The following is a 12,040-nucleotide window of genomic DNA, read 5'->3' as shown; positions in this document are numbered from 1 at the left end:
AAGTCGCGCAAATTTGTGGCGCACAATCCACGTTTAAGGAAGAAAAATGAGACAAGTCTATTACCGCAAAAGACGCTATTTGGTGTATGCGATTGCTACGATTTTCCTTCTTACAATGCCTTTTATAACGATTAATGATAATCACATCTTTTTACTCTCATTTACTAAGGGCGAATTCCATCTGCTAGGCACGCGTTTTAATATGCAGGAGTTGTATTTACTGCCTTTTCTCTCGATTCTGCTTTTTGTGGGAATCTTTTTCCTCACAACCTTAGGTGGGCGCATTTGGTGTGGCTGGGCGTGTCCGCAAACAATTTTCCGCGTGATTTATAGGGATTTCTTGCAGACAAAGGTTTTTGGCTTGCGTCAAAAGATTTCAAATAAGCAAAAACCTCTTGTGCTTGATACTTTTGGTAAAAAGGTAAAGGCAAGTTTGGCGTTTGTGATTATCCTATTTTTGTGCCTTGTGGCAGCTGCGAGTCTTATGTTTTTCTTTACCGCGCCTGAAGATTTTTTTGTTGCTATCCAAAATCCTAGCGAACATAAGGTTCTTATGGTGTTTTGGCTTGGCTTTGGGCTATTTTTTGCCATTGATATTGCTTTCATACAAGAAAATTTCTGTATTTACATTTGCCCTTATTCTCGCGTGCAAAGCGTGCTGTATGACAATGATACGATTATGGCGATTTATAATCAAAATCGCGGTGGCGTGATTTATAACAAAGGGGATAAAATCACTCAAAAGCTAAAATTTACCAATCCAAATGCTGAGTGCGTGCAGTGCGAACACTGCGTCAAAGTCTGCCCAACGCATATTGACATCAGAAAAGGTATGCAGCTTGAATGTATTAACTGCCTTGAATGTGTCGATGCCTGCACAAGCGTGATGGCAAAATACAACAAACCAAGCCTTGTTGGCTGGAGCTCACCCGCTGCGGTGGAGACAAATTCAAAAGTGCGCTATATGCGCTTGAAAACCATTTGTTATGTGGGAATTTTGCTTGCGACTTGTATCGCGCTGCTTATTATGGGTGGTAAAAAAGAAGGTATGCTTCTGAATGTCAATAGCACCTCTGAAATCTACAAAATCAAAACGCAAGGCGTAGAAAACACTTACCGCGTGCTTTTCCACAATACCGACAGCAAAGAGCACGAATATTTTTTAAGCATTGAAAATCCAAGCGCAGATTCTCAAATCGCTTCAAACCTTGAAATCATCACGCCCAAAAAACCTATCCGCATACGAGCAGGGCAAAAAGTTACCCAAATCGTAACAATTCGTGCAAAAGGCTTAGAAGCAAGTGAGAGTGGCGATGTGAATTATCCATTTATATTGAAGTCTTATGCGCTTGATGATGAAAGTATCTTTGCAGAACGCAAAGCAAACTTTATTTACCCAAGCAAAGGGGTGATACAAGAATATGAGCGTAGAAAATAAAGAGCGCGTTAGAATCCATTTTACCGATGGTTGCGCGCAGTATTGGTTTGAGTCGTATTTACCGGAAGGTTATGTGCTAGATTCTAAGAATCCAGATTTTATTTTTTATAGTGTTTTTGGGAATGAACATATTAAATATGATGGCGTGCGGATTTTCTACACTGCTGAAAATCTCCGCGCGGATTTTAATTTTTGCGATTACGCGATAAGCTTTGATTATCTCAATTTTGAGGATAGACATTTGCGTTATCCTTGCTATCTTTTTGCACAGAGTTTTAGGGAAGTTGCAAAAAACGAGCAAAATAGCGCATATAACTATGGCAAAGAAGTCTGTGCGCGCAAATTTTGCTCCTTTGTGGTGAGTAATGGCAAGGCAGATTCTATCCGTGAGGAATTTTTTGAGCTTTTGGGTGCATATAAACGCGTAGATTCTGGTGGGAAATATAAAAATAATATTGGCGTGTGTGTGGGTGATAAGCAGGCGTTTTTAAGTCAATATAAATTTAATATAGCTTTTGAAAATTCCCAAACAAATGGTTATTTGACTGAAAAAATCTTTGATGCCAAAGCCGCTGGCACACTCCCCATTTATTGGGGTGATATGTCTGCAAGTTGCGAACTCGGGGGGGGGGGCATTCTCAACGCTAAGGCATTTGTAAATATTTCAGACTTTGCAAATCTTAAAGAAGCGGTGGAATTTATAAAATATTTAGATTCTAATGATGAGGTGTATTTGACAATGCTAAATGCGCCTTTGTTGATAAATCCTAGACACGCACAAGAGCTTGATTCTAAGCTTGCGCAGTTTTTAGACGCAATTTTTTCTCAAGGGCGCAAGCGCGCTTATCGCAGGGGCTTTGGGCAATGGCGTTGCAATATAGAGATGCGCTATAAAAAATTCCAACGCGCAAGAGCTGTGGTAATCAATCTCACAAAAGCCCTGCGCTTTACCCTCAAAGCTCCATTGTTAGTTTTCAAACTTCCGATTTTGGCATTCAAAGCATTGCTGGGCAAAGAGAAATAAAGTTGAGAATCTTATAGTATATCCAACTAACGCCCAATGATTTCACGCACGCCTTTTGTGTTACGCTTTGAAAGGAAGCCTTCTTTTTCAAGCATTTCAACATAATTTGTCGCGCGGTTAAAGCCGATTGAAAAGCGTCGCTGGACGCTACTTGAAGAGGTATTGCCACTCTCAAGCATAAAGCGCTTAATCTGCTCTAGCATATCATCATCTTCTGTCTCGCTTTCACTTCTGCCAGCTAAAATATTTTCCTTTTCATCAAGCAAGAAGTTCGCATCATACTGCACTTCGCGCTGTGATTTTATAAATTCAACCACGCGCTCAATCTCTTCTTCCGTGCTAAAAGGCGCGTGCAGGCGTATCATCGTGTCTGAAATTTTGAAAAGCATATCGCCTTTTCCAAGCAAGGATTCCGCACCCGTGGAATCTAAAATCACCTTAGAATCCACCTTGCTGCCGACTTTGTAGCTAATGCGTGAAGGCAGATTGCCTTTAAGCGTGCCGGTTACGACATCTACACTCGGGCGCTGTGTGGCGATGATAAGATGTATCCCGCACGCACGCCCCATCTGTGCAATCCTGCTTAGTGGTGCTTCCGCCTCGCGCCCAGAAGTCTGCATCAAATCCGCCAGCTCATCGATGATAATCACAAAATATTTCAGCTGTTCCTCGCCCTCTTCAAGCGCCTTTTTATTGTAGCTTTCAATCTCTTTGACGCGCATATCTTTCATTTTTTCATAGCGTCTATCCATTTCCTGCATCGCGCTCACAAGCCCAGCTATCGCCTTTTTAGGGTCAGTGATGATTGGCGTGATAAGGTGAGGAATGTCATTGTAGAGTGAGAATTCCACGCGCTTTGGATCAATCATCATAAGCTTAAGACTATCCGGAGAGTTTTTATAAAGAAGTGAGAGAATCATTGCATTAATCCCCACACTTTTTCCGCTTCCAGTCGTGCCCGCGATTAGCAAATGCGGGAGTTTGCGTAAATCCTGCACAAATGGATTCCCTACAATATCCTTACCAAAGGCAAGTGTTAGATTTGATTGTGTGGATTTGAAAAGGTCAGATTCTAGCACCTCACGCAAATAAATCGTTTCAGTTTTGTTATTTGGGATTTCAATGCCCACGACGTCTTTGCCCGGCACAGGCGCTTGGATTCTGATAGATTTTGCACTCAAAGCAAGGGCTAAATCATCTTCAAGGTTGAGAATCCTTGAAACCTTGACATTAGGTGCTGGACGGAATTCAAAAGTTGTAACAATCGGTCCGCTATAAGTGCGCACGACATCACCTTCAATTTTGAAAGTCTTCAATTTTGCAAGCAAAATCTCGCTTTTTGTGTCAATCTCCACTTCATCAATTTCATTGCGGAATCCATCTGGCTGATTAAGCAAGCTTGTGAGTGGAAGCTTGAAATTAAGCGGAGTGGAGGATTTACCAAAATCTAGACTTTTTAAAAGCGCGGTATTTTCGCTTAGCTCGCGCACGATAATATGCGTTTTTGACGCGCTAGATTCTGGCTTTGGTTCGGATTGCTCGGGCTCGGATTGCTTAGGTTCAGGCGTGGCTGGTTCATTTGGTATCGGCGCAGTTGGCATACTCTGGCTTTGTGTTGGTTGAGGCTGCTCTAGTTGCATAGGTTGTGCTAGGCTTTGTGTGTTTTGTGTGGGTGTAGGATTCTGTGAGTTTTGAGAATCTATAAATGTATTCTGCGCGCTAGGTTGTGGTGTTGGCATTTGAGTATTTGCAATATTTTGAGATTGAGAATCTAGCGCAGGAGGTGTTGGAGCGGTGCTAGGCACTGACGTGCTTTGCGCAGAAAGTGGCGCATTTGACGTAGGTGCGCTTGGTGGCGTTGCAATCTTTGGTGTTGGAATATCTGGGATCTCTTTAATAATGCTTTGTATATCAAGTGGCGTGTTTTTGTGCTCTTGCAAATGCGGAGGTTTGTAAGGGCTTGAAGGAATGCTAAATTGCGCGCCAAATTGCGCGACGTTAAGCGATGAATAGGGTGTATTGATTTGGGTATTTTGCGTAAATGCGCTAGTTTGGGTGGAAAAGGTATTTTGTGTGTTAGTTTGCATCTCTTTTTGCACATCAGATTGGGGAAGGATAATCTCTTCAATTACAGGAGCGTTTGGCTTTGGCATAGGTGTGGGCTGTGTGTTTGTTTGTGGGTGTGTCGCTTGAAAATGCCGAATCTGCTCTTGCAAAAATGCCTGCGGGTCAGGGAGTGGAGCATTCACGACTTCTATAAATGGTGTTGTGTTTTGAGGTGGAGTTGTGTTTTGTGTCGCATTTTGCTCTGTGTTTTGAATCGTATTTTGGGTTAGAACTTGAGATTCCGTATTTTGAGTTTGCAAAGGTGCTTGACTTGCAAAAAATGCTTCCTGCTCCATCACTTGCGCTGTTTGCACCACTTGTTGAGGTTGCAAAATATTTTGAGAATCTGCGTTTTGTAAATTTATGGGCGTGGGTGTAGAATGTGTAGTCGGAGTGGATTGTGTTTTTGTAAAGACATTTTCAAAATTATCAAGATGGAGGTTTTGTACTTCTTGGAGGTGGGCTAGCCTTTCTTGTTCTTTTTTTAGCATTTCTTCTTGCGCGGCTTTGAGGATTTTTTGTCGTTTGTGATATGAGCTTAAAATCCGTGCTTTTATCGTTGTATAGGCATTTTTTAGCGATTGCAAACAAAGGCACGCAAAGGCAAAAATCCTTGCCACTAATGCACGGCTAAGTGCATAAAATTTCTTACTAAAAGCCAAAATGTGTTTTTTGCAAAACGTTACGATAAGCTCGACTTTCATATCCGTAGCCACGAAAATTGACAAGAGCAAACAACCAATACTTAGAATCCACACACCAAAATCGCCAATGAAGCCACTCAAAAAGAAAACCACACTATTGCCAAAAAGCCCACGTGAAAAGAGAAGCGATTGGAATAGCAAAAGACTTACAAAACATAGCAATGCGGCTATAAAAAGCTCGATTTTATGAAAATTTAATTGTGGGTCTTTATATAAGCCGTATGCGGGGTAAAGCAAGAAAAGCAAATACACATACGCCATATAACCAAAAAGTGTGATATTAAAGTTTGCAAATTTCTGTCCTAAAATCCCAACAGCGCCATTCTCGCCCACTATCGTAGCAAGCCACAAAAACACCACCACCACATTAAAAATAATATAGGCGTAGATTCTCTTTGTGGGGATTTTGACTTTTTTTTCCGACTTTTTGATGAGAATCCTCCTGCGTGTGGATATATTTTTTTAAAAAAATTAAACCCTATAAATCGTCAAATAGGCGAAACTTTGAGTTGCTGGGTTGCTCTTGGGTAGTTTGTGCAATTTTAAGTTTAAATAGTATATTATATCAGAATCCACTTTTACCTTAGGTTAAATTATTTCAAGGATTTACACTTGCACGGAAAAATATTGCGCTATTCCACGCAGACAAAAAATGGCGTGGTGACGAATGCTTCAAAGAAAATTTTTGAATTGCGAGGGAACAGTTGGCACGATTCAAAAATGTTGCCTTCTGTTGGAATGCTTGTAGAATTTCGCTGTGATGATAATGGCTATACCATCGTAGATTGTAAGGCTTCAAGCTATCAAAAATTCCCAGAAGGAGGGCTTATCCGTGAGATTGATTTTTGGCGCACAAATACTGACGATGAGCTTAAAGCAAAAGAAGCTGACGCAAAAGCTGCGATTGCAAGGAAAATTTTTTCCCAAACAAATTATCTCAAGCTCGCTTCTATCGAACTAAGTGTAAGTGCGCAAAATTGTATTAAAGATTTTTTTCGCGATGAGTTTAATGCCATCGCTTTCCTTGATTCGCAAAAAGAATATACACAATCCACAAACACCCAGCCACCGCTAAACTATCTCATCATAAAGCCTTTTTTGCAAAAGGCAATCGATTATCTCGTGTATAACGACAAACACATCACAATGGATAATTTTGCCAATGAAATGCAGATTCTCAAACAATTAGAATACTCTTATAATCACTTCAAAACCAATGTCAATATCAACGCCTCAAAAATCTATAAAGAATGCTTCCTTGATGCGCAATACAACTATTGTGGGGTTTTGCGCGCGCTTGAAATGTTTAATGAAAAAAAGCTTCAAATTGAAAACAAAATCCGCGTGTGCAATATGGAGCTCCGCAGTATCCAATCAAAAGTCGATGCGAAAAAAGGCGACCCAAAAGTGCTTGCTACAAAAAAACAAGAAGTGCTAGGAATCATTGCAAAGGCAAAAAATGACTCTAAAATGATAGATTCTGTCATCAAACGCCTAAAAGAGATGAGCGAGAATTTTGTAAAGGATAATTTCAAGGTCTTTGAAGTGGTGTTTAATAAAATGTATCAATTGCTGATTAACAAAACAAAAGAGGCGCTTGATGTTTGTGGCACGCGCTTAGATGACAAGGTTTTTACATTGGGAATGGATTCTCAAGCGATTAAAAACACCTTTTTTCGTCAAAATATTAACACACCATTTTGTGCGATGACTTTTATCGAACATCACATAAGACGGCTTAATAAGGCTAAGATGAGTAATAATGAATCTGTCGTGTTTAACTACTATCAGCGCCATACGAAAAGTTATGTTAATTATGTGATTTTTAGCGAAAATGATGCTTTTGTGCTGGATTTGAAATGCAAGATTCTTGCTAAGGCGAAGGTGAGTTGCGTGCATATTTTTTCAAAAGATATTGAATATTTTACCGCAATGAATCGCATAAAGTTTGAAATTTGCTTTGTGGATTCTGATTTGAAGCTTACCAACCCAAAAAATGTGCTAAAAACAGGAATTTCATCAAAGATGAACAAAGAGACAAAATTTGTGCTTCTTAAAGCAAATGAGATAAAAAGCCTTGAGTTTTAGATGTTTTGAAAATTTTAGTAATTTGCAAATTTTAAAGCACGCGCAATGACACTCCTTAGTCTTCTTAACGCAAGCAAACAATTTGAACATAAAATAATCCTAGATTCTGTCTCTCTAAGTGTGCAAAAGGGTGAGAGAATCGCTGTGATTGGCAAAAATGGCAGTGGGAAGAGCACACTTTTGGGATTGCTTGATGGAAGTGTGAGTGTGGATTCTGGTGAGCGTGTGGTGAGTAAGGTAGGCGGGCAATGTATTAGAATCCTAAGCTTAGAGCAACGTCCAAATTTTAACCCCACTTATAGCGTGGCTGAAGTCATTGCGCAAGGGTTGGATAATTTGCGACAAGCGCATAATCGCTTGCTTGAGTTGCAAACAATGCTTGAAACATATGAGGGGCAAGATTCACAGGGTACGCAAACCATACAAGATTCACAAAATCCGCGCACGCAGTTTAGGCAAAAAGCACTTTTAGAAGAATACGCCCAAATTAGTAGCTTTTTGGACGAGCACAATGGGTGGGATTTAGATTCTCGTGTGCAAGAGGTGCTAGAGCGCTTCGAGCTTCAATCTTTTCAAGAGCGCCTAGCCATTAGCCTAAGTGGTGGGGAGCAAAAGCGCGTGGCACTTTGCAGGCTGTTTTTGACAGATGCGGATTTATTGATTTTAGATGAACCTACAAACCACCTTGATGTGGAGATGGTGAGTTTTTTAGAACGTTTTATCCAAGAGAGCAAATTCAGCCTTATTTTTGTGAGCCACGATAGGTATTTTATTGAAAATATCGCCACGCGCGTGATAGAGGTGGAAAATGCCAAAATTAGTAGCTTTGAGGGTGGATATAGTAGCTATCTTGCGCACAAAGAAGCGCAACTTCACGCGCTTGATAAGGCACACCAAAATCTTTTAAAAGCTCTAAGACGTGAGGAAGAGTGGTTGCGTGCAGGTGTAAAAGCGCGCCTAAAGCGCAATGTCGGCAGAGTCGCGCGTTTAGAATCTATGCGAAAAGCTGCCAAAACTAATCCAAGCGCGATTGCCAAAATGCGCCTAGAGCTTGAAAGAGAAAAAAAACATTTCAATCGCAGTGAGGGTAAAAATACCAAAAAATGCCTTTTTGAGTTGCAAAACCTTAACAAAACGCTTTATCAAAAAGTTCTTATCAAGGATTTGAACTTAAGAATCTTGCAAAATGAAAAAATCGCTGTGGTTGGGAAAAATGGCAGTGGAAAAAGCACTTTTTTAAAGTTATTGCTTGGTGAGATTGCTCCTGATAGCGGGGTAATTAAGCGCGGGAATATACATATTGGGTATTTTGACCAGCATTTAGCGAGTTTAGATGATTCTAAGGATTTGCTTGAGACTTTTTGTCCAAATGGTGGAAATATTATTTCTGTGCGTGGGAAAAATATGCATGTATTTGGATACTTGAAAAATTTTTTATTTCCCAAAGAGTTTTTGGATAAAAAAATAGGCTTTCTTAGTGGTGGGGAGAAAAAGCGTGTGGCACTTGCACTGCTTTTTGCCAAAGAAGTTGATGTGTTGCTTCTTGATGAACCTACAAATGACTTGGATATTAGCACCATAGGCATTGTGGAGGAATATTTACTTAATTTTAGCGGGGCGGTGATTTTTGTGAGCCACGATAGGTATTTTGTCGATAAGCTCGCGCATAAACTGCTGATTTTTGAAGGTGAAGGCGCGGTGGTAGAGAGCTATGCACCTTATAGTGAGTATTTGGATATTATGCAAAATCTCCGTGAAATCACAGCATTTGAGCGCGCGCAATATCCCCAAACTTCTCAAAGTCAAGAATCCTTAGAATCTAAAGCTACAAAAAAGCAAAATAAACTAAGTTATAAAGAGCGCTTAGAGCTAGATTCTCTACCTGAAAGCATTGAGGGACTTGAAGCGCAGGTAGCAAAGTTGAAAGAAGATTTGAGCAATCCACAAATTTATGAAAAAAAGGGCATTCTCGTTCTTGCAAATGAGCTTGAAGAGGCGCAAAATAAGCTAGATTCTACACTAGAGCGGTATTTTGCCTTAGAGCAAAAAGCACAGGAATTAAGAGAAAATGGTAATTCTTAAGCAAAAATTTATCAATTAATGGGCGCGTATGCAGGCAAAATATATAAGTAAAAATGGTGAGATTTTTGATAAAGACACGCTTATCAGCGAGATTGAAAGCCTGCTTAATAACAAAAGCGCGCAAGGAGATTCTTATCTCAATCAAACCTTGCTAAGTCGCGAGATTATGAGTGTGCTTGAAATCGAAGAGCTAGAAAATATCCGCGATGGTTTGCTTCATAAACAAGGCAAAGAGATAGAATCCAACAAAGAATGGCTTTTTGGCTTAAGTAAAGGCGAATAAAAGGTGTAAAGTGATAGTGGCAAGTGTTAGCTATTTGTGCTATACTCTTAGGACTTTCTTTCCCAAAACTTAAACTTTAAGGAGTTCTTATGAAAATCACTTACACACTTACTGATGAGTCCCCAGCCCTCGCTACTTACTCGCTATTGCCTATTATCAAGGCATTTTTAAAGCAAGCAAATATCGAGATTGAAACTTCTGATATTTCACTTTCTAGTCGCGTTTTGGCGCAGTTTAATGACATTTTGCCGATAAAAACACAAGATGCGCTTGAGTTTCTAGGTGCGCTTGTGAATACACCAGAAGCAAACATCATCAAAACGCCTAATATTTCCGCTTCAATCCCCCAACTCAAAGCCACGATTAAAGAACTACAAGATAAAGGCTTCAAAATCCCAGACTACCCAGATAATCCGCAAGATAGCGTGCAAGAGGATATAAAAGCAAAATATCAAAAAGTGCTAGGCTCGGCGGTAAATCCAGTCTTGCGTCAAGGAAATTCTGATAGACGTTGCACTAAGGCTGTTAAAGAATACGCGAAAAAAAATCCTTACAAAATCACGCCTTTTGCAAAAGATTCTAAATCGCGTGTCTCTTATATGAAAGAGGGCGATTTTTTTGACAATGAAAAAGCCTCGCTCATCACTGCGCCAACCACCGCGCGCATCGAATTTATCGATAGCAATGGCAAGGTGAGTGTGCTAAAAAACGCGCTTAAATTAGAGCAAAATGAAGTGCTTGATGCGAGTTTTTTAGATTGCGCGCATTTGAGGAGGTTTTATGAAGAACAAATTGCGCAGTGCAAGAATGAGGATATTTTGCTCTCACTACATTTAAAAGCGACGATGATGAAAGTGAGTGATCCTGTAATTTTTGGGCACGCGGTGAGTGTGTATTTCAAAGAGCTTTTCACGCGCTTTGAAGAGGAATTTAAAAGCCTTGGTATCAACCCAAATAACGGCATTTCTGAGCTTTTAACAAAAATAGAATCTAGCCCCAAAAAGCAAGAGATATTAGCTGAATATGAGCGCATTTTGCAATCTAGCGCACCACTTAGTATGGTGGATTCTGCAAAAGGGCGCACGAATTTGCATGTGCCAAGCGATGTGATTGTCGATGCGAGTATGCCTGCGATGCTAAAAAATGGCGCGAAGCTCTGGGATAGACAAGGCGCGCTTAAAGATACAAACGCACTTATCCCGGACAAAACTTATGCGACTATTTATGAGGCGGTGTTGGAGGATTTGCGCGCGTTTGGTGCGTATGACCCCTCAACTCTTGGAAGTGTGTCAAATGTCGGATTAATGGCAAAAAAAGCGCAAGAATATGGCTCACACGACAAAACTTTTATCGCGTCAGATTCTGGGACTTTCCGCGTGGTAGATGAGTCTAATAATGGTGCGATACTCGAGCATAAGGTGAATAAAGGTGATATTTATAGAATCAATCTTGCAAAATATGATGCGCTGTTAAATTGGATTGATTTAGGTGTGCAACGCGCGAATCTCACAGGGAATAAGGCAATTTTTTGGCTTGATGCAAAGCGTGCGAGCAATGCAATTCTTATTAACCTTGTCAATGCGCGCTTAGAGGAGTTAAACAAGCAAGGCGCGCTTAAAGGCGTGGATATTGAGATTCTCGCGCCAAAAGAGGCGTGCTTGAAAACGCTTGGGCTTATCCGCAAGGGTGAAGATGTGATTTCAATCACAGGTAATGTTTTGCGTGATTATTTGACGGATTTATTCCCTATTTTGGAGCTTGGCACAAGTGCAAAAATGCTCTCCATCGTGCCGATGCTCGCTGGTGGAGCGATGTTTGAGACAGGTGCTGGCGGAAGCGCACCAAAGCAAGTCGAACAACTTGTGGAAGAAAACCATTTGCGTTGGGATAGTTTGGGGGAATTTTTAGCCCTACAAGCAAGCCTAGAATTCTACGCGCAAAAAAGTGGCAATGAAAAAGCACAGATTCTCGCAAACTGCCTTGATAGTGCGATTGCACAATGGCTAAACAACAATAAAGCGCCTTTGCGTAAAGTCAAAGAAGCCGATAATCGCACAAGTCATTTTTATCTAGCCCTTTACTTCGCGCAAGCCCTAAGCGCGCAAGATTCTGATTTGGAGCTTAAAAATTGCTTTGCAAAAGCCGCTAGTGCGTTGCAAGAAAATGAGCGCGTGATTTATGAGGAATTTATCAACGCGCAAGGCGTGAGGGTTGATTTAGGCGGATATTACAAGTTTGATGATGCGAAAGCGGAAAGCATTATGCGCCCGAGCAAAACATTTAACAAAATTATAGAATCTCTGTAAGCTTTTAAT

The 12,040-nt window shown here is 40.6% G+C and carries 7 protein-coding genes; 6 read left to right on the top strand and 1 reads right to left on the bottom strand.

The genetic code is table 11. The annotated features are described in order from the left end of the window. The first annotated feature begins 46 nt into the window (after window positions 1-46). Both ccoG and A3217_RS07925 read left to right on the top strand, forming a co-directional pair. Window positions 47-1,438: a cytochrome c oxidase accessory protein CcoG gene (gene ccoG, locus A3217_RS07930; RefSeq protein ID WP_066389396.1), complete on the top strand. Its 1,392-nt coding sequence runs from the start codon at window positions 47-49 to the stop codon at window positions 1,436-1,438. Next, window positions 1,422-2,462: a glycosyltransferase family 10 domain-containing protein gene (locus tag A3217_RS07925; RefSeq protein ID WP_066389394.1), complete on the top strand. Its 1,041-nt coding sequence runs from the start codon at window positions 1,422-1,424 to the stop codon at window positions 2,460-2,462. The genes ccoG and A3217_RS07925 overlap by 17 nt, the downstream gene beginning before the upstream one ends. 26 nt (window positions 2,463-2,488) lie before the next feature. Here A3217_RS07925 and A3217_RS07920 read toward each other — a convergent pair whose 3' ends face one another. Next, the gene (locus tag A3217_RS07920) at window positions 2,489-5,629 is read right to left on the bottom strand and encodes a DNA translocase FtsK 4TM domain-containing protein (protein WP_417935348.1); all 3,141 of its coding nucleotides are present in this window, start codon (window positions 5,627-5,629) and stop codon (window positions 2,489-2,491) included. 255 nt (window positions 5,630-5,884) lie between these two features. Between A3217_RS07920 and A3217_RS07915 the strand changes: the two genes are divergently transcribed. The 4 genes from A3217_RS07915 (at window position 5,885) to A3217_RS07900 (ending at window position 12,031) form a co-directional block, all read left to right on the top strand. Continuing rightward, on the top strand, window positions 5,885-7,360 hold the full coding sequence (locus A3217_RS07915) for a hypothetical protein (protein WP_066389386.1): 1,476 nt from the start codon (window positions 5,885-5,887) through the stop codon (window positions 7,358-7,360). 45 nt (window positions 7,361-7,405) lie between these two features. Beyond that, a complete protein-coding gene (abc-f, locus tag A3217_RS07910) occupies window positions 7,406-9,442 on the top strand; it encodes a ribosomal protection-like ABC-F family protein (RefSeq protein WP_066389384.1) in 2,037 nt (678 codons plus the stop codon). 28 nt (window positions 9,443-9,470) lie between these two features. Further along, window positions 9,471-9,725 (top strand): hypothetical protein, encoded by a 255-nt coding sequence (locus A3217_RS07905; RefSeq protein ID WP_066389382.1) that lies wholly within the window; start codon window positions 9,471-9,473, stop codon window positions 9,723-9,725. Window positions 9,726-9,814: 89 nt separating this feature from the next. Continuing rightward, the gene (locus A3217_RS07900; RefSeq protein WP_066389381.1) at window positions 9,815-12,031 is read left to right on the top strand and encodes an NADP-dependent isocitrate dehydrogenase; all 2,217 of its coding nucleotides are present in this window, start codon (window positions 9,815-9,817) and stop codon (window positions 12,029-12,031) included. The last annotated feature ends 9 nt before the right edge of the window (window positions 12,032-12,040 follow it).

It is taken from the genome of Helicobacter himalayensis (assembly GCF_001602095.1).
Lineage (GTDB): Bacteria > Campylobacterota > Campylobacteria > Campylobacterales > Helicobacteraceae > Helicobacter_F > Helicobacter_F himalayensis.
Note: the sequence above shows the minus strand (reverse complement) of the source record. Positions and strands in the feature narration are given on the sequence as shown.

Bases quoted from the DNA above. Each gene is read 5' to 3' on its own strand.
- ccoG (WP_066389396.1), top strand. From the start codon at position 47: ATGAGACAAGTCTATTACCGCAAAAGACGCTATTTGGTGTATGCGATT.
- A3217_RS07925 (WP_066389394.1), top strand. From the start codon at position 1,422: ATGAGCGTAGAAAATAAAGAGCGCGTTAGAATCCATTTTACCGATGGT.
- abc-f (WP_066389384.1), top strand. From the start codon at position 7,406: ATGACACTCCTTAGTCTTCTTAACGCAAGCAAACAATTTGAACATAAA.
- A3217_RS07905 (WP_066389382.1), top strand. From the start codon at position 9,471: ATGCAGGCAAAATATATAAGTAAAAATGGTGAGATTTTTGATAAAGAC.
- A3217_RS07900 (WP_066389381.1), top strand. From the start codon at position 9,815: ATGAAAATCACTTACACACTTACTGATGAGTCCCCAGCCCTCGCTACT.